Below are 18,643 nucleotides of genomic sequence, written 5' to 3'. Positions count from 1 at the left end.
GCACATATCAGACACCTGTGCTGACCGAGTACAGCGAAAATGACCAGGCGTGATGCCCCGTGCCCCCTATGAGTGGCATTACGCCTCGGGGCCGGACGGTGCGTACCCCCGAGCGCATCGTCCGGCCTCGCGCTATCGGATACCGAACCCTGTTCAGGGGAGAGCTCTGAAGAGCTGGAGAGGGTCAACCGGACGATCACGTCCGCACCGCGGAGCATTCCTCCGCACCGAGACCCGCACGTACAAGGGGACAGCATGACTAGCACAACGCCGCTGCTCGAATCGGCCGACGTGATCGTTTCGCCGGAGATCGACGCCGAGGAGCTCGTGCGCGAGCTGTGCGATGCTGATCGGGAACGACGCAGCGACGACGCCGGAATAGTGTGGTTTCTGCAGCACACGGCCGGCGAGTACGAGCCGAGTCTGACGGTGGGTGTGCGCGGCGACGTCGGAGCGCTGACGTGGTTCACCGCGACCGATGTTCACGTACCTGCTGGCGGCGCCTACTCGCACTGGGTGGACTACTTCAGCCGATACGGCCATCACATGGCCGTGCCGTCGGGCGCGGAAGTCCCGGTTGCGGCGGCACACGCGGCGTTGTACGAGTACGCCCGGACAGGAACCCGCCCGCGGTGCGTGGACTGGGTACGGCTCGACGACGTTCGTCCACCTTATCCTGAGCAGGACGCGTAAGAGGCGGAAGCACAAACGAACGCCCCGGCCGAACCAACGCCGGCCGGGGCCGAATAATCGCCAGCAACGGAGACATTCGCCGTCGGTCGAGCTAGTAGTGCAGGGTCCGGCTACCTCGGATTCGCGTCAACCGACGCCATTACCCTCGGTCGCAACACTCCACCTGCGGCCTTGCCCAGGTCCCGCTTTGCCGGGGTCTTGGAGATTACTTCACTTGGGGGCCCTGCGATCGGGTCGCACGTGCTTTACGGCGAACGCGCACCCCACGACGGTCAGCCCCAAAGCTACGGAGATTGCTCAACAGAGCGCGCTTCTGGATTCGGCAAGGCCGGGGGCGAGCATAATGAGACCTACCGCTGCCAGCACCATGCCGATTAAGAAGGCGAAGAAGAGTCGGTAAGAACTCCTAGGCATCGCTGATCACCTCAGAAGCAGCTCGCGACGGCGCCGATCGAAGTTCCGCCGACGGCCGCGAACCCACCGATGCACACCGCGCAGACCGGGCCGGTGACGGGGGTCATGGGAACGGCGCATGAATCGGCGCAGGCATATGCCATGGCAGCAGCTACCCCACCGCTTACACCGAGCACCGTGGCCAGGCACGCAGTCGTGTTTCGGGCAGCGGTCCCTGGTCCGGACCCCCTCCAGGTTGCTGGTAGCCGTACTGCGCCTGGTCCACGGCAGCCTCTCAGAAGCCCGTGTTGCCGCTACAGTTGACCATCGAGTACGCCCCGGTGGACGTGGCTTCATCGACCACCTGACCGTCGATCGAGATGCGGCACGTCACCTCGCCACCGTTATCGCCGTTCTGCGCAGTCAGGGTGTAGAAGTCGAATCCTTCACCGGCGGGTTCCTCCGCACTCCACGGAAAAGTGGGGTCAGTGTCCTGCGAGGTCGATCCGTTCGCTCCGTAGGTCACGCTCATACCGGAGCCGCTGCCTTCGACCGTGTACACCACGGTTCCGCCACCGTCCGCGTTCTCAGCGCTCGGTGACGCGCCCTCGGTTCCGTTCGTTGCACCCTGAGGCGTTCCCTCGATGTTGTTGAACGACTCGTCCAACTGGTTCATGAACGCCTGTTGCACGAGCACCGTGAACACGACCGCCAGGACGGATAGCCCGGCCCCGATACCAGCAACAACCTTCTTGGTGCCGAACAGACCGATGATGGCCAGGATCAGCCCCACGAACGCCGCGACGGCAGTCAGGTTGTTCAGGATCGGGATGATCGACCCGACTACACCGACGATGCCGAGGATGAGTCCGGACCACGCTAGACCCTTGAACTTTTCCCGCGGAAGCTGCGAGGGCGCAGCGTATCCCGGCGGCGGAGGTTGGTACGTCATAATCTCCCCAGAAGTACGACTTGATCGCTTTGCCGTGATCATACCAGTTGTGCTGCCCAACCAGTACGTCACACCGTGCGCTGTTTGTCACAGCGCGTGCATGTAACACCTGCTGCTCCAGCGTCACTCTGTGACTTTTCGCCGGCGGGAAGAAGCGTGTGGAGACGAGGGATTACACCACTGTGGACAGTTGTTTCCCGCTGTCGACCAATTCCCGCCCGATATCGCGGATGACTCGTGCCAGACGGCGGATTCCGCCTCGCCGGATGGTGCGTTCGCGGGTGTCGCCGGGCTGGCTGTCGCGGTCAGCGATCGTGTCCAGGGTCGCCGGGGTCAGGCTGCTGCGGGACAGGGTGCGGTCGGTGTCGTCGCCGACCAGCAGCAGTGCGCGCAGCCGGTTGATCTGGCTGGTTCGGGTGGTGGTCAGCTCGTGGTGGGGCTGCTCGATTTCGATCACGGTCAGCCCGGCAGCGTGCAACGCTCCGCTCAGGCCGAGACCGTAGCTGCGGATGCCCTCCACTGCCACGGCCACCACCCAGGCCGAGGCCACCGCACCGCCCACACCCCGACACGCTCGACAACGCAACCCTGGCCCGGATCCGCAACCACTACCCCGGCGCACTGGCCCGCGAGGAGGACGAGCAAGAGGCGAAGGAACCTTCAACGGGGACGTTGGCGATGTGATGGAGCTGCCGAGGAAGTAGGGGTGACTGCCGTCGCACCATTGGCGGTGGCGCGCTCCTGTGCCGATTGGCAGACTGAGCTGCGCCGGAAGCACACCGCTTCAGGGCTGTTCGACATTAGTGGAGCAGTATCCATGGCCGCATGGGTTGAGGTTCTGCCTGTCTTTGTGGTCCTGGCAATCACAGTGATTGCCACTGAAGTGCACCGTCGGCGAAACGACGATGACGACAGTCATCATACGCCGAACCGCGTTCCCGGTCACTGGAAGCAGACACCGCCAGCCTTGACGGGTGGCTTCCTCCACGGGCCTGACAAGCCCTGAGAAACGAAAAGCCCCTCCCCACAACCCTGACGTGATGGTTCTGGGGAGGGGTTTTTCGTGTACCAGGCAGAACAGTCACGTGCACCCACTCCAGCGACCCGGGGGCGATCACGGTGCGGACGCCCTCACGGGCTCTCCGCCTCCGACTCCGGACCGTCCACATCGGATGACTCGAGCTCTTCGCGCACCACGCGGAGAGCCAACCCCTCCGGGTATCCCCGCCGTGCGAGCATGCTCACCAGCCGTCGGGTCACCGCGGTCGCATCGCCACCACGCGAGGTGGCCAGCTTGCGGCGCACGAGTTCCCGCGCCTGCTCTTCTTCGTCATCGCTGTCCACAGCGTCCAGAACTGAGGCGATGATCTCCTCGTCGATACCCTTCTTGCGCAGCTCGTGCCGCAAGGCGCGACGCCCCAGGCCCCGCGAACGTCGGCGAGAGGCCACCCATTCCTCGGCGAACGCCGCATCGTCGACCAATCCGGCGGCGACGAACTTGCCCAGCACGCTGTCGATGATCCCGGTCTCGACCTCCTTGCGCGCCAGCGCCTCGCGCAGTTCCGCGCGGCTGCGGGCACGGCTGGCCAGCAGTCGGTAGACCGCCTCCCGCGCGAACTGCTCCGGATCGTCCGCATGCTGCTGCTCTGCGGTGTCGCGGCGACGGGAAGGTCGCGTGCCCTCCCCGTCGCCGCGGTACTCACTGCCGCCTGCCATGGCCGGAATCAGAAGTCGACCGGAGCGGCCTCGTCATCACCGCCGCCCTCGGTGGCCTCGCCGGAGGCTCCCGCATCGGCGCCGAGCCCGATCTTCTCCTTGATCTTCTTCTCGATCTCGTTGGCGGTGTCGGGGTTCTCCCGCAGGTTCTTCCGCGCGTTCTCCTTGCCCTGGCCCAACTGATCGCCTTCGTAGGTGTACCAAGCCCCGGACTTGCGAATGATGCCGTGCTCCACACCCATGTCGATGAGCGAGCCCTCGCGGCTGATCCCGATGCCGTAGATGATGTCGAACTCCGCCTGCTTGAACGGCGGTGCGCAGTTGTGCACCACCACGTCATCGGCGACGAAGTTGTGCAGCTCATCCACCTCGATGTCGAAGGTGCGGCGGGGCTCGAGCGGCAGCACCTCGGCCACCTTGGAGTACCACAGCTGATCACTGAGCACGTCCAACAGGAACGGATCCTCCAAAGCTGCGGCCAGGACCTCGAGACGATCGCGGCGCATCCGCGGCGACCCCAGGACGGCCCGCATTCCCAGCTTGGGGTCACCGGCCTTGTCGCCGATCAGCTCCGCTGCCCGGCGCGGATTCACCTCCAGATCGCGCAAGCGCCACAGCACCGGCTTGATCACTTCGTCCGGCACGTAGTTGCGCTGCGACGCGCGGTACCGACCGGAGAACTCCGCGAGTGCCTGCGTCAATGCGGTCCCGCGCGGACCCCACATCGGAACGAACTCGGCGAATCGCTGGACATTGTCGATTCCGGAGACGCGGATCTCCCAGATGTCGTTCTTGCCGAGCACGGTGCGTCCGTCGATCGTCCCCCCGGCGCGTCCGGCTGCGCGCTTGCGAACGACACTGCCGATCTCCCACCGCAGCAGCAACCAGTGCAGCTGGTGCGCGAGTTGCTCGGAAACGGTGGTGAACCCGAGCCGCAGGCCGCCGGTCTCCTCCTGCGAAACGTGGCCGTCGGATTCGAAGATCCCGAAGACCAGGTTTCCGAGCACGTCGCTGTCGATGTCCTCGTCGAAGAACGCCGACGGAATTGCCTTGTCCTGCGCCGTGGTACCCCGGATCTCGTGCTCCCGGCACAGTTCGAGCAGACGGTTCTGCACGCCCGGTGCGTGCGAAAACGTCACGGACAGCGAGCCTTCTCGACAGTGGGCGCGGCAACCCAGGCTTTCCGCGATCCGGGTGGCATCCGCACGCAGGGACTCCTCGGCATTGAAGAATTGGATCGGGGTCTTGCCGCCGACGTAGCCGTCGCCGATCAGGTAGCCGAGCATCCTGGCGTGCTCAGCCGGCACTGGAGCGGAGGAACCGCACTGTCCGAACCGCCGCGGACGCGCCACCCGGTCGCCGGGTTCCAGATCCTGCGCCAAGCGCCACCCCCGGTCGGTCAGCACCTGGTGATCGGGGGTGACCCGCAGCTCGCCGCCATCCCGGAGGCGGAGCCCCAGGGTGTCCTGCTCCCCTTGGTCGAACCAGGCCACCACCGGCTGCGCCGACAGCTCGCCCTTCTTGTTCGCGGCCACGACGTGCACGGGCAGCTGGTTGTCGACGATGTCCTCGACGTGGTGCGTCACGCCGGTGACCGGGTCGTGCACCCGCGTGCCCTCCGCGACGCACTTGTTCTTCACGACCTTCACGCGCGTGCGGTTGCCGACCGCCTCGGACCCGTCTTTGAGCGTTTCGATCCGACGCACGTCCAGCCGCACCGAGGAGTAGAACTTCAGCGCCTTACCACCCGTGGTGGTCTCAGGAGAGCCGAACATCACGCCGACCTTCTCGCGCAGCTGGTTGATGAAGATCGCCGTCGTCTGCGAGCTGTACAGCGCCGAGGTGAGCTTGCGCAGCGCCTGGCTCATCAGGCGGGCCTGCAGGCCGACGTGGCTGTCGCCCATCTCGCCTTCGATCTCGGCGCGGGGCACGAGCGCGGCCACCGAGTCGATGACGATGGCGTCCAGCGCACCGGAGCGGATCAGCATGTCCGCGATCTCCAGCGCTTGCTCACCCGTGTCTGGCTGGGCCACCAGCAGCGAGTCGGTGTCCACACCGATGGCCTTGGCGTAGTCCGGGTCGAGCGCGTGCTCGGCGTCGATGAAGGCCGCCGTACCGCCCTGCTGCTGGGCGCCGGCGACCGCGTGCAGCGCCACCGAGGTCTTCCCGCTGCTCTCCGGGCCGAAGATCTCCACGACGCGCCCCCGCGGCAGCCCGCCGGTACCCAGCGCCACGTCCAGCGAGATCGAACCGGTGGGAATGACCTCGACGGGAGCCCGCGTCCCCTCGCCGAGCCGCATCACCGAACCCTTGCCGTACTGCTTGTCGATCTGCGCGAGAGCCAGCTCCAGCGCCTTGTTCTTGTCCTGGTTCTTGTCCGACTTGTCGGCTGCCATCGGGGTCCACCTCGGAGTACGTCAAGTCCGTTCATCGCCACGCTAAGCGGAGGGACCGACACCGCCGCCGTCGGGCACTACCGGCGCGGCGATCCCACGCCCTCCATCCTAGGGGAAAATCTGTTCGATCACCTGGCCGACACACCCTCGTTGTCGCCTGTTCGTGTCATGTTGGCGATCACCCTCGTCAACGCGGATACTCAGCGGTGCCTCAGCAGTGCCCCCAGTGGTGCCCCAGCGGTTCCGCCACCGGCGTCCGTCCGGCGGGCACCGCGACGAACCCACCGCGCACCCGAGGAGGTGCCGATCATGCGGATGGATCGTTACATGCCGGCAGACCACCCGTTGAGTCGAATCTACCGGGTCGGGGCCGCGATCTTCGGAGTCGGACTGGTCGTGTTCGGGGCGCTCGGCCTGTCGAACAGCGTCCCGCTGTTCGCCACCCGCGGCATCGACATCCTCGGCCTGTCCAGCAACGGACTCCTGGCGCTGATCTCCGTGGTGGTCGGTGTCGTGCTGGTCGGAGCCGCGGCCTGGGGCGGCATCGTGGCCTCCACCACCACCGTGACCATCGGCGGGTTGTTCTTCCTGTCCGGGTTGGTCAACATCGGGCTGATCAACACCCCGTGGAACGTGCTGGCGTTCCGCTTCGAAAACGTGGTGTTCAGCTTCGTCGCCGGGCTGCTGCTGCTGTTCCTCGGCACCTACGGACGGCTCAGCGGCGGGCTGCCCGAGGACAACCCGTTCGTGCGCTACCGCCACCGCGAACCGCCCACCCGGGAAGTGCCGGAGCAGCGCACCTCCGAGGAACGCCGCGTCGAGGAACTCACCTCGATCGCACGTGCCGAGATCGCCTTCGGCGAAGGGCACCCCACCCCCGAGCAGGACCGGCTCGTGCGGGCCCGGGCACGTCAGCACCAGCTCGCGGAGCGGCAGCGGGCCTACGAACACCACGCCTCGCACGGGCACAGCCAGGAGCAGCAGATCAGTTCGCAGAACCCGTGGGCCGACTACTCCGAACCGGAGCACCCGAACGCTCCCCCGCGGTGACCGCAGCTCGCCGACCGCAGCTCTGCGAACACCTACCGGTGCGATTGGGGAACGCCGAACTCCTCGCACACCGCGTTCCAGACTTCTTTCGGCGGCATCCCGGCCTCGATCGCCTCGTTGACGGTGCGCTCCCCCAGCGAGGTCAGCACGTGGTCGCGCGCGAGCATGTCGGCGCGGAGTTCACCGAACTCGGCCGTCATCCGCTCGCGGAACAAGGTGTGACGCATCGCCGACCACCTTACGGGTGCTTCGTACGCTGGAGGCATGGTGCTGCTGCTCGCCCAGGCCGATCCCACTGGTCTGACCTCGCCGCTCGGCAAGCTCGTCATCGGTGCGGGTCTCCTCGTCGTCGTGGTGCTGTCCCTGAAGTTCCTGTGGGATCAGCGCAACCGCTGATGCCCTGCCACTGATGCCCTGCCGCTGCTGCCCTGCCGCTGCTGCCCTGCCGCTGAACTCCGCCGGCAGTTCCGCCGGCTGAGCCCCACCGCTGAGTCCTGCCGCTGAGTCCTGCCGACTGGCCCCACCGCGCCCCGGCGCGTCGGCAGCGGTTGCCCGGCACGCCGCGCACCACCGATGCGCATCGAGGCGGTGTCGTGCCCGTGCGCCAGCATGGGGGCATGGACGACGTACTGGAGGCGTTCTCCCCGGTCACCCGGGACTGGTTCCGCGGAGCGTTCGCCGCTCCCACCCGCGCCCAGCACGGCGCGTGGAGCGCCATCGCGGCCGGCGAGCACACCCTGGTCGTCGCCCCGACCGGTTCCGGCAAAACGCTGGCGGCGTTCCTGTCGAACCTGGACCGGCTCGCTGCCACCGGCCCACCGGAGGATCCCCAGCACCGCTGCCGCGTGCTCTACGTGTCGCCGATGAAGGCGCTCGCGGTGGACATCGAGCGGAACCTGCGCTCGCCGCTGGCGGGGATGCGCCAGGCCGCGCAACGCCGCGGTGCGGAGCCTCCGGAGATCACCGTGGGGGTGCGCACGGGGGACACGCCGTCCGAGGCCCGCCGCTCGTTCGCCCGCAAGCCGCAGGACGTGCTGGTGACGACCCCGGAATCGCTGTTCCTGCTGCTGACTTCGGCGTCGCGGGAGGCGCTGCGCGGTGTGCAGACGGTGATCGTTGACGAGGTGCACGCCGTGGCCGGCACGAAGCGTGGCGCGCACTTGGCGCTGTCGCTGGAGCGGCTGGACGCGCTGCTGCCGCAGCCGGCGCAGCGGATCGGCCTGTCGGCGACGGTCCGCCCGGTCGACGAAGTCCGCACGTACCTGGCCGGCGGACGTCCGGTGCGCCTGGTGCAGCCGGAGCACCCCAAGCAGGTGGAAGTGCGGGTGGAGGTGCCGGTTCCGGACATGGCCGAGCTGGGCGGCTCGGAGCGCTCCACCGGAGCGGAGCTGGCGGGGGGAACCGCGGCGGGGGGAGCTGCGGCGGGGGGAACCGCGGCGGGGGGAGCTGCGGCGGGGGGAGCTGCGGCGGGGGCGGACCAGCACGCGTCGATCTGGCCGTCGGTGCGCGAACGCGTGCTCGAACTCGTCCGGCAACACCGGTCGACGATCGTGTTCGCCAACTCGCGCCGGCTGGCCGAACGCCTCACCGCGGGGCTCAACGAGCTCGCCGAGGAGCAGGACGGGGCCGAGCGCTCGGTGGAGGAGTTCCCCGCAGCGGCTCCGGGCGCGTCCGGCGTGACGGTCGGCAGCGATCGCGCGGTGGCGCGGGCGCACCACGGCTCGATGTCCAAGGAGCAGCGATCGCAGGTGGAGGACGAGCTCAAGTCCGGCACGCTGGCCTGCGTGGTGGCCACTTCCTCGCTGGAGCTGGGCATCGACATGGGCGCGGTCGACCTGGTGATCCAGGTGGAGACGCCGCCGAGCGTGGCCTCCGGGTTGCAGCGCATCGGACGTGCGGGCCACCACGTGGATGCGGCTTCGCGCGGAGTGGTGTTCCCCAAGTTCCGCGGCGACCTCATCGGCTGCGCCGTGGTCAGCGAGCGGATGTCCGACGGGCTCATCGAGGAGCTGTCCTACCCGCGCAATCCGCTGGACGTGCTGGCCCAGCAGGTCGTGGCGATGGTGGCGATGGCCGACTGGGGGCTCGCCGAATTGGCCGGCGTCGTGCGCAGAGCCGCGCCGTTCGCGGGGTTGCCGGATTCCGCGCTGCACGCGGTGCTGGACATGCTCGCGGGCCGCTATCCGAGCGAGGAGTTCGGCGATCTGCGGGCGCGCCTCGTGTGGGACCGGGTCAACGACGAGTTGCGGGCCCGCCCCGGGGCGCAGCGCCTGGCGGTCACCTCCGGGGGCACGATCCCGGACCGGGGGCTGTTCCTGGTGACCACACCGGGTGAGGGAGACGGCCGCGGCGGTACGCGCGTGGGCGAGCTCGACGAGGAGATGGTCTACGAATCCCGTGTCGGGGACACGTTCCTGCTGGGGACCTCGGCGTGGCGGGTGGAGGACATCACCCACGACCGGGTCGTGGTCGTGCCCGCTCCGGGGCAGGCGGCGCGGATGCCGTTCTGGCGCGGCGATTCGCCCGGACGACCGCTGGAACTGGGGCGCGCGGTGGGGGCGTTCGTCCGGGAACTCGTTTCCGCGGAGGAGGACAGCGCCCGCGAACGCATCGCCGCAGCCGGGTTGGACAAGTGGGCGCAGGACAACTTGCTGTCCTACGTGGAGGATCAGCGGCAGGCGACGCGGCACGTGCCGAACGACCGCACCGTGGTGGTCGAACGCTTCCGCGACGAGCTGGGTGACTGGCGGCTGGTGGTGCACTCGCCGTTCGGCGCACCGGTGAACGACCCGTGGGCACTGCTCATCGGCGCGCGACTGCGGGAACGCCGCGGGGTCGACGCCCAGGTCGTCGCCTCCGATGACGGCATCGTGCTGCGGATGGCCGACGCGTGGGACGAATCGGGGGGCGAAGTGGTGCCCGCGGCCGAGGACGTGCTGTTCGACCCGGACGAAGTGCAGCAGGCCGTCACCGACGAGGTCGGCGGTTCGGCGCTGTTCGCCGCGCGTTTCCGGGAATGCGCCGCGCGTGCGTTGCTGCTGCCGCGGCGCGATCCGGGGCGGCGCACCCCGCTGTGGCAGCAGCGCCAGCGGGCGGCGCAGCTGCTGTCCGTGGCCTCGCAGTACGAGGAGTTCCCGGTCGTGCTGGAGGCGATGCGGGAGTGCCTGCAGGACGTTTACGACGTGCCCGGGCTGACCGCGATCATGCGGGACGTGGCGGCGCGGCGGATCCGCACGGTCGAGGTGGAGACGCCGAACCCGTCGCCGTTCGCGCGGAACCTGCTGTTCGGCTATGCGGGAATGTTCCTCTACGAGTCGGACGCGCCGCTGGCGGAGCGGCGGTCGGCCGCGTTGAGCCTGGATTCCACGCTGTTGAGCGAACTTCTGGGCTCGGAGGCGCTGCGCGAACTGCTCGATCCCGACGTGGTCGTCGAAGTGGAGCAGCGGCTGCAGCGCAGCAGCGAGGATCGCCGCGCCTTCGACGTCGAGTCCACGATGGACATGCTGGCTGCGCTCGGCGATCTTTCCTCGCACGAGGCCGAGCAGCGGGGCGCTCGGGTGGAGTGGTTGGAACAGCTGCAGGCTCAGCACCGGGTGCTGCACGTGCGCATCGCTGGAGAACCGCGGTGGATCCCCGTCGAGGACGCGGGCAAGGTGCGCGATGCTCTGGGGGTGGCGCTGCCGGTGGGAGTTCCGGAAGCGTTCACCGAACCGTCCGCGCATCCGCTCGCCGAGCTGCTGATCCGCTATGCCCGCTGCCGCGGACCGTTCACGGCCGAGTCCGCGGCTCAGCGCTTCGGTCTCGGTGTCAGCGTGGTGCACAGCGTGCTCGACCAGTTGACGACGAGCGGTCGACTCGTCACCGGGGAGCTGCGTCCACTGCAGGCGGGCGGTGGGGGCACGCTCGAGTACTGCGACAGCGAAGTGCTGCGGCGGCTGCGACGGGCGTCGCTGGCGCGGCTGCGAGCCGAGGTCGAACCGGTCGACCAGCGCGCCCTGGCGCGGTTCCTGCCGTCGTGGCACGGCATCGGTGTGCGGCAGCGGCACGCGCCGAACGTCGAGGAGGCCTACGCGGTCGTCGAACAGCTCGCCGGCATTCCGGTTCCGGCCAGCGCTTTGGAGTCGTTGATCCTGCCTTCCCGGCTGCCGGGATACCAGCCGGCGCTGTTGGACGAGTTGACCTCGAGCGGCGAAGTGACATGGGTCGGTTCCGGGGCTCTGTCCGGTGGGGACGGCTGGATCGCGGTGGCACCGACGGATGTGGCGGACCTGCTGCTGCCGGACCTCCCCGAGGAGCCACTCGACGCACCGCTGCAGCAGGCGGTGCTGACGTCGTTGCACGGTGGAGCGTTGTTCTTCCGGCAGCTGGTCGAGAGCATCGGCCGGGAGAGCACAGCCCGGGGCGAGGCCGCCCCGTCCGACGAGGAGGTCGCCGCGTCGCTGTGGGACCTGGTGTGGGCAGGACGGGTCACCAACGACACCCTCGCGCCGCTGCGGGCGAGCCTCGGCGGCGGGGCGGCGAAGCACCGCTCCCAGCGTTCCGCTCCGCGCGGGCGCTACGCGGGCCTGCGCGCGGGGCGCCCGAACATGCCGAGCCGGACCGGTCCGCCCACGGTGTCCGGGCGGTGGTCACTCGCTCCGCTGCCCAGTGAGGAGGCCACGCGGCGGGCGCAGGCGCGCACCGAGTCGTTCCTCGAGCGGCACGGGGTGCTCACGCGTGGAGCGCTCGACATCGAACGCCACACCGGTGGGTTCTCCGCCGTGTACAAGGTGCTGCGCACGATGGAGGAGTCAGGCCACTGCCGGCGCGGTTACGTCGTCGAAGGGCTCGGTGCCGCGCAGTTCGCCGTATCCGGGGCGATCGACCGCCTGCGGTCCTTCTCCACCACCGAGGAGTCCGCGGAGAACGAGGACGCGGCACTCGTTCTTGCCGCAGCCGACCCGGCGCAACCATTCGGTGCGGCGCTGGACTGGCCCGCGCCGCAAAGCGGGACGCGGCACCGCCCGGGGCGGAAAGCCGGGGCGCTCGTGGTCCTGGTGGCAGGCCAAGCCGTGTTCTACCTGGAACGCGGCGGCCGGTCGCTGCTGTCCTTCACCACGGACGAGTCGCTCCTGCGCGCAGGGGCGACCGGCCTTGCCGAAGCGGTGCGGCACGGGTGGTTGGAACAGGTGACGGTGCGCCGCACCGATGGCGAGGGCGCTTGGGGAACGCGGTTGGCCGAGATCCTCACCGAGGTCGGCTTCCGCGTCACGCCGAAAGGACTGCGGCTGCGCTCCTGACGCCGAGCCGCTCACGGTCAGGACGCTCCGTGCGTGGACAATCGGAGCAGGCCCCACAGTTGGGCTGCGGCTCGCAGATCGCCGGCGATGGTCACCGCCCGGTCCGGCAGTCGCCCCCACAGCCACAGGTAGACGCGATCCGGATCGCCCGTGACCACGGCGTCCGCACCACGCGGGCAGTCGCGTGCTGGTCGCAGCGCGACACCGCGCTCATCGGCGCAGGCCATCCAACTGTTGCCGCCGGTGCGCACGTGCACCGCACCGGCGTGCGTGCCGGCTACGCCGAGCACGGGCAGTCGGTAGGCGAACCACAACCGCAACATCTCGTCGATGCCGTCCTCGGCGATCGCAGCGGGAACGGGGTCAAAGCCCGCACCCGTGGCCGACTGCACGTCGACGCGTCCGAGGAGCGTGGCGTGGGTCAGCCGCCGCAGCCAGAAGCGGACCGTCCCGTCCGCGGGCCACCAGGTGGAGCACGATTCCCACGGCGACCGCGTCCCGAGTTCGGCAAGCAGTGCCGCCAGCCGGTCGACGAAACGTTCCACCGAGACGGCCACCTCAGTGCGTGCCGAGCCGGTGCCCGCGGACGCGATACGCTGCCGCGAGTCCAACCGGGACAGTGCACCGTCGTACTCGCGGACGAGGTGGCGGACCGTTTCACCGGCCGTTCTGCCGGACGCGCCGACGACCGGCGCGTCCGGCCGGGACTGCCGCGCGCTGTCGGCGAAGGATCGGCCCTCCCTGCCGAGGGTTTCGCGCAACTCCTCGGGCGCCGGGGTGCGCACCGCGCATGACGCGGGCACCGGGCGGTCGGTGGTTTCGGCGCGTCTGCCACGTCCGGTGCATCCGTCCCCGCCCCGGCCAGGCGGTCGGAGACCGTCCTGCGCCCTCGCAGAGACGTGCGCGCGCTCCGGGCTCACGACAAGACCTCCAGCAGGCTGCGTTCGGCAACCTCCAGGAATTCGCCCGAGCGGAGACGCAGCTCGTCGGCTTCCTCCGCGGACGCCCGGGCACCCGCCTCCACCGCGGCCCGGCGCTCCGAACGCGCGGCGAAGTACCCAGCCCATTCGCGCAGTTCGGGAACGGTCTCGGTCAGCAGCGACCACACGCTGGCGGGTTTCGCGCTCGTGCGGTACCGGGACCGCGCCAGCACCAGCGCCGTCGCCGCCCGGAACGCAGCGATGTGCGCCTCCACGTACCGCTGCTCGGTGGTAGCGGCGTCCTGGGCGATCTCGCAGCAGCTGCGCGCCTGGGCGAGCAGCGAGAGCGGCCCCGAGGGGCATGCGGCGTGCCGCGGTGCACCCGCAGGCCGTTCGGCACTGCGCTGGACGGGGATCAACGGCGGCTGAGTGGCGGATTCGAGCGATGACGCCATGGCGGACCTCCAGACGAGTACTCCGGTTCACGGACTCCGACTCATGTGCGAGACGGGCGCATGTACGAGACGGGCTCACGAACGAGGTGCGTTCGAATATCCGTTCGACACGTTCGACTGTAGAGTCCTCGCCATCGCGACTCAAGAGTTTTTCGATCACCAGTTCGAGTGACTGGGGAACTGCTCCGCCCGAGCGCAGCTGTCCCCACGCAGCCCTGAGAAGCGCTAGTGTGCGGGCCGTGACCGCCGCACCATCCCCCCGCTGCGCCCGGCTCGCGGAGTTCTCCGCGCACGACCTCCGCGCCCGGCTGGCTGAAGCGCTGTCGCTGTACGTCGCCGCGATGGACTATCCCGAGACCACGGCCCAGCAGCGCGCCCCGATGTGGACCGCGCACATGCTCCGTCCCGGCTGGCGCTGCGTCGGCGCGGTCAGCGATGACGACGAACTCGCCGCCATCGGCTACGGCTACCTCGGCACGCCCGGGCAGTGGTGGCACGAGCAGGTGCGCCGGGGGCTGATGCACGCGGGGGCTTCCCCGGAGAGGTGGCTCGACGACTACTTCGAGCTCACCGAGCTGCACGTGCACCCGGACTGGCAGGGTTCCGGACTCGGCGAGGACGTGGCCCGCCGGCTGCTCTCACCCGCGCCCGCGGCAGCGGTGCTGCTGTCCACTCCGGAAGGGCCGACACGCGCGTGGCGGCTGTACCGGCGCATGGGGTTCCAGGACGTGCTGCGCCAGCACCGGTTCGCCGGGGATCCGCGGCCCTTCGCCGTGCTCGGGCGGTCCCTGCCCCTCGACGACGCCGAGCAGCAACGCCCCGGGCTGTAGCGCCCCGAGCAGCAGCGCGGCGCACCGGTCGACGCACTTCGCACCGGACAGCGGAACCCGCGCGCACCGCTGCCGCACGCCGAGCACGCTGCGGCACGCCGAGCACGCTGCCGCCGCGCAGCGCGGCCGCGCGCCGGCCCCCACTGCGCACGGCGGCACGGCGTCAGATCCGCGCGAGCTGCTCGCGCAGCGTGTCCAACCCCATCGGCCCGAGCTCGAGCGCACGGCGGTGGAACTCCTTGCGACTGAAGGCCGTCCCGTGGCGCTGGTGCGCCTCGTCCCTGGCGGCACGCCACAACCGCTCCCCGAGCTTGTACGACGGGGCTTGCCCCGGCCACCCCAGGTAGCGGTCGATCTCGTCGCGGACGTGCTCCGGATCGGCCACGGTGCGCTGCAGCATGAAGTCCCGACCGAGCTCGGGCGTCCAGCGCTCCCCTTCGTGGAAACCGGTGCCGCGGGGGATCTCCAGCTGCAGGTGCATGCCGATGTCCACGATCACCCGGGCCGCGCGGAACAACTGCTCGTTGAGCATGCCCAGCAGGTACGCGGGATCCTGCAGGTAACCGAGCTCGCGCATGAGCCGCTCGGCGTACAACGCCCACCCCTCGCCGTGGGCCGAGACGAAGCACGCCAGCCGCTGGAACCGGTTGAGCCGCTGCGCCTCGTGCACCGCCGTACCCACCTGCAGGTGGTGCCCCGGTACGCCTTCGTGGTAGACGACGGTGACCTCGCGCCACACGGGGAATTCGGTGCGCTCCTGCGGCAGCGACCACCACATCCGCCCGGGGCGCTGGAAGTCCTCGGTGGGGGCGGTGTAGTACGCGCCGACACCGCCGCCAGGCGGCGCGATGTGGCATTCGAGGGTGCGCAGCTGTTCGGGGATGTCGAACTCCGCGCCGGCCAGCTCGCCGATCGCCGTGTCGGCGAGCTGCTGCATCCAGTCCCGCAGCGCGTCCTGGCCGCGGATCCGGTAGCGCTCGTCCTCGTCGAGCGAGCGCGCGACCTCGGCCACCGATGAGCCGCTGCTGATGCTGTCGACCAGCTCGTACATCTCCCGTTCGAGCGCGGTGAACTCGTTCCAGCCCCACTCGTAGGCCTCGCGCAGGTCGAGCCGCGCCCCGAGGAAGTACCGCGACCACAACCGGTAGCGCTCTTCGCCGACAGCGTCGGTGTCCGGCGCCTGCGGCAGCAGTTCGGAGCGGAGGAACTCGGCCAGCTCGCGGTAGGCGCCCGCGGCGAGTTCAGCGCCACGCTCCAGTTCCCGGCGCAGTGCGGGCTCCTGGTCTCCGCCACGGTTGATCATGGCGGTGAAGAAGGATTCACCGCCGTCCTTGCCGGACCAGGTGTCGCACTGCTCGGCTACCCGGCGAACCTGGCGCGCGGCGGCCACGTCGCCGGCGCGGGCGGCTTCGCGCAGGCTCGCGCACAACCCGCCGACGGCCTCGGGCATCGCCGCGAGCCGCCGCGCGATGGTGTGCCACTGCTCCGGGGTCTCGCCGGGCATGAGGTCGAAAACCTGGCGCAGGTCCTGCACCGGGCTGGCGATCACGTTGAGCGCGGACATGTCCGCACCTGCCTCGTGCAGCTCGACGTCCAGGCCGACGCGTTCCCGGAACACGGCCTGCGCCACGCGCTCGCTCTCGTCGCGTGGTTCGGCGCCGCTGACGCGGGCGAGCGCGCGCTTGGCGAGATCGGCGCGGGCGCGGTGGCCGTCCGGGGAGTAGTCGGTGAGCCTGTCCTCACCACCGGAGACGCCGAGCGCGGTGCCCGCGATCGGGTCGAGCGCCACCAGATCCGCCACGTACTGGTCACTCACGGCATGGACGCCGTCGCGATCATCTGCCATGCGGACACGCTACCGCGCAGGGCCCGCGCGGGCCCGTTCTCTGCCCGCGGCCCCTCCCCGCGGCGGGCACCGCCGAACGAGCCTGCACGGGGCGCTCCCGCGCAGGGCATCCGGCGTTCACCGGCGCGTGGCGAGCACACGGCGAAGCCGACCTCCTCGTGCCACTCTTCTTGCCGTGGACATCACGAACCGCCGCCGACGTCCGCGGGGTGCGCGCAACGCGCTGTTCGCGGTGCTGCTCACCGCGATGACCGTCGCGCTGACCGGCTGCCTGCACCTGAGCGCGTCGATCAACATCACCGACGAGGACCGCGCTTCCGGCGAACTGCGCGTTTCCACTCGAACGGCCGCGGGGCAGGAACCGTTCCGGTTGAAACCGCCGCCGCACCTGGCCGATCGGGTGACCGTCGAGCCCTACACCACCGACGGGCGGCACGGCTCGCACCTGTCCTTCCACGACCTGACCTTCCACGAGGTGGAAGCGCTCGCGCAGGAGCTGAGCCCGAGCGACTCCCGCTACGAGGTCACGCTGCGGCGGCACGGCACGCTCGTCGACGCCAACGCGCGGGTGGACCTCACCCCGCTGGCCAACACCGATTCATCAGTGCTCGTGCGGATCAGCGCGCCGGGCCAGATCACGAACAGCAACGGCCAGGAAAGCGCGGGAACGGTGACCTGGAACCTCGAACCCGGCGAGGTCACGCACATGGCGGTGACCTACCAGTACTCGAGCTCGGCCGTCGGGCCGTGGACGGTCTGGGCGAGCGCGGTGGCCCTGGGCACGCTGGCCGCGGCGGCACTGGTGGGGCTGTTGGCGCTGCGGACGCATCTGCGCAGCCGCGTCTCCCCCGAGGACGCCGCGGCCCCGGCGCCGGGGTCGCGCACGTGACCCCGCTGGACGCGCAGCGCAGCCGACTCGGCACTCATCCGGACCGGCCCCGCCGACCGCGCCGCGCGCGTATCACGGAGGATGGAACCGTGTCCGCCCCCCGCATCCGATCCGCACCCGACGACCCACCGCGCAGCGTCGGGTTCGACGAGGACCTGCCCGAGCACGTGCACCGCGCGCTGACCCACTACCTGCAGCGGCGCGTGCGCGAGGTGGACGGGTTCAGCGCGGCCTTCCGGGAAGCCACCGCCGAGCTGGACGGCTTCGTCCTCGGTGGCGGGAAGCGACTGCGGCCCACGTTCGCCTGGTGGGGGTGGCGCGCCGCCGGCGGCGCGGGGCACGGCCCCGCCGCGGCGGCGATGCTGCAGGCGGCCAGCGCTCTCGAGCTGCTGCAGGCCTGCGCACTGGTGCACGACGACCTCATCGACGATTCCGACACGCGGCGCGGCAATCCGACGGTGCACCGCGTGTTCGCGCAGTCCCACCGGCAGGCGCAGCACCGCGGGCGGTCCGACCGGTTCGGGATGGCCGCCGCTGTGCTGCTGGGAGATCTGGCGCTGGCCTGGGCCGACGACATGTTCTTCGACGCCGGGGTGGGCACCGAGTCGCTGCGGCGCGGCATGCGTCCGTGGCAGGCGATGCGCACGGAGGTGCTCGGCGGGCAGTACCTGGACGTGCTGGGGCAGGCCAGCGGGGACGAGTCGGCTGAGGCCGCGCTGCGCGTGTGCGCGCTCAAATCGGCCTCGTACACCGTGCAGCGGCCGCTGGAACTGGGCGCGGAGATCGCCGGCGGCACCCCGGAGGCGGTGGCGGCGCTGCGCCGTTTCGGCTCCGACATCGGGGTGGCCTTCCAGCTGCGCGACGACCTGCTCGGCGTCTTCGGCGACCCGGAGGTGACCGGCAAACCCGCCGGGGACGACCTCCGCGAGGGCAAGCGGACCGTGCTCGTCGCCGAAGCGTTCGACGCGGCGCAGCGGCGCGACGACACCGCCGCTGCGGAGGAGTTGCGCACCGCGCTCGGAGAGCCGAACCTGAGCGACGGCGATGTGCAGCGCGTGCAGGAGACCCTGCGCAACGTCGGAGCCGATGCGGCGGTGGAGCGGCGGATCAGCGACCTCACCGGCTCGGCGATGCACGCCCTGCACAGCGTCGACCTGGCCGAACCCGCCGCGAGCCGGCTGGCGGAACTGGCGGTGACCGTCACCGACCGGACCAGGTGACGCG

General features: G+C 70.0%; 15 protein-coding genes. 7 read left to right on the top strand and 8 right to left on the bottom strand.

What is annotated here, in order from left to right:
• Window positions 1-255 precede the first annotated feature (255 nt).
• Window positions 256-693, top strand: coding sequence for an Imm1 family immunity protein (locus ACVGV2_RS06665; protein ID WP_459165169.1), 438 nt, complete (start codon window positions 256-258; stop codon window positions 691-693).
• Window positions 694-1,381: 688 nt separating this feature from the next.
• Here ACVGV2_RS06665 and ACVGV2_RS06660 read toward each other — a convergent pair.
• The 4 genes from ACVGV2_RS06660 to recA form a co-directional block, all read right to left on the bottom strand.
• Window positions 1,382-2,038 (bottom strand): hypothetical protein, encoded by a 657-nt coding sequence (locus tag ACVGV2_RS06660; RefSeq protein ID WP_459165168.1) that lies wholly within the window; start codon window positions 2,036-2,038, stop codon window positions 1,382-1,384.
• A 172-nt stretch (window positions 2,039-2,210) separates the two neighbouring features.
• Entirely contained in the window at window positions 2,211-2,600 is a 390-nt protein-coding gene (locus tag ACVGV2_RS06655) for a hypothetical protein (protein WP_459165167.1), read from the bottom strand.
• A 569-nt stretch (window positions 2,601-3,169) separates the two neighbouring features.
• The gene (locus ACVGV2_RS06650; protein WP_459165166.1) at window positions 3,170-3,754 is read right to left on the bottom strand and encodes a regulatory protein RecX; all 585 of its coding nucleotides are present in this window, start codon (window positions 3,752-3,754) and stop codon (window positions 3,170-3,172) included.
• An 8-nt stretch (window positions 3,755-3,762) separates the two neighbouring features.
• Window positions 3,763-6,150 (bottom strand): intein-containing recombinase RecA, encoded by a 2,388-nt coding sequence (gene recA / locus ACVGV2_RS06645; RefSeq protein WP_459165165.1) that lies wholly within the window; start codon window positions 6,148-6,150, stop codon window positions 3,763-3,765.
• Window positions 6,151-6,459: 309 nt separating this feature from the next.
• Here recA and ACVGV2_RS06640 point away from each other — a divergent pair, with 309 nt between their 5' ends.
• Window positions 6,460-7,200, top strand: a complete 741-nt coding sequence (locus tag ACVGV2_RS06640) for a DUF4383 domain-containing protein (protein ID WP_459165164.1) — start codon at window positions 6,460-6,462, stop codon at window positions 7,198-7,200.
• 32 nt (window positions 7,201-7,232) lie between these two features.
• Here ACVGV2_RS06640 and ACVGV2_RS06635 read toward each other — a convergent pair whose 3' ends face one another.
• Window positions 7,233-7,427 (bottom strand): DUF3046 domain-containing protein, encoded by a 195-nt coding sequence (locus ACVGV2_RS06635; RefSeq protein WP_459165163.1) that lies wholly within the window; start codon window positions 7,425-7,427, stop codon window positions 7,233-7,235.
• Between the two features lie 37 nt (window positions 7,428-7,464).
• On the opposite strand from ACVGV2_RS06635, the gene ACVGV2_RS06630 reads away from it, so the two are divergent.
• Window positions 7,465-7,596, top strand: coding sequence for a hypothetical protein (locus ACVGV2_RS06630; RefSeq protein ID WP_459165162.1), 132 nt, complete (start codon window positions 7,465-7,467; stop codon window positions 7,594-7,596).
• A gap of 221 nt (window positions 7,597-7,817) precedes the next feature.
• Window positions 7,818-12,479 carry an ATP-dependent helicase gene (locus tag ACVGV2_RS06625; RefSeq protein ID WP_459165161.1) on the top strand — a complete coding sequence of 1,554 codons (4,662 nt, stop codon included), beginning with the start codon at window positions 7,818-7,820 and terminating at the stop codon, window positions 12,477-12,479.
• A gap of 17 nt (window positions 12,480-12,496) precedes the next feature.
• Here the strand turns inward: ACVGV2_RS06625 and ACVGV2_RS06620 are convergent, their stop codons facing one another.
• Complete coding sequence (locus ACVGV2_RS06620; RefSeq protein ID WP_459165160.1) at window positions 12,497-13,282, bottom strand: maleylpyruvate isomerase N-terminal domain-containing protein; 786 nt, start codon at window positions 13,280-13,282, stop codon at window positions 12,497-12,499.
• A gap of 113 nt (window positions 13,283-13,395) precedes the next feature.
• On the bottom strand, window positions 13,396-13,854 hold the full coding sequence (locus tag ACVGV2_RS06615; protein ID WP_459165159.1) for an SAV_6107 family HEPN domain-containing protein: 459 nt from the start codon (window positions 13,852-13,854) through the stop codon (window positions 13,396-13,398).
• Window positions 13,855-14,093: 239 nt separating this feature from the next.
• On the opposite strand from ACVGV2_RS06615, the gene ACVGV2_RS06610 reads away from it, so the two are divergent.
• A complete protein-coding gene (locus ACVGV2_RS06610; RefSeq protein ID WP_459165158.1) occupies window positions 14,094-14,684 on the top strand; it encodes a GNAT family N-acetyltransferase in 591 nt (196 codons plus the stop codon).
• Between the two features lie 163 nt (window positions 14,685-14,847).
• Here the strand turns inward: ACVGV2_RS06610 and ACVGV2_RS06605 are convergent, their stop codons facing one another.
• On the bottom strand, window positions 14,848-16,530 hold the full coding sequence (locus ACVGV2_RS06605) for a DUF885 domain-containing protein (protein ID WP_459165157.1): 1,683 nt from the start codon (window positions 16,528-16,530) through the stop codon (window positions 14,848-14,850).
• Window positions 16,531-16,705: 175 nt separating this feature from the next.
• Between ACVGV2_RS06605 and ACVGV2_RS06600 the strand changes: the two genes are divergently transcribed.
• Together ACVGV2_RS06600 and ACVGV2_RS06595 are read left to right on the top strand one after the other, a co-directional pair.
• Entirely contained in the window at window positions 16,706-17,419 is a 714-nt protein-coding gene (locus ACVGV2_RS06600; protein WP_459165156.1) for a DUF3153 domain-containing protein, read from the top strand.
• Window positions 17,420-17,508: 89 nt separating this feature from the next.
• A complete protein-coding gene (locus ACVGV2_RS06595; RefSeq protein ID WP_459165155.1) occupies window positions 17,509-18,639 on the top strand; it encodes a polyprenyl synthetase family protein in 1,131 nt (376 codons plus the stop codon).
• The last annotated feature ends 4 nt before the right edge of the window (window positions 18,640-18,643 follow it).

This window comes from Bounagaea algeriensis (genome assembly GCF_054491375.1).
This window is presented reverse-complemented; position numbering and strand designations above follow the sequence as displayed.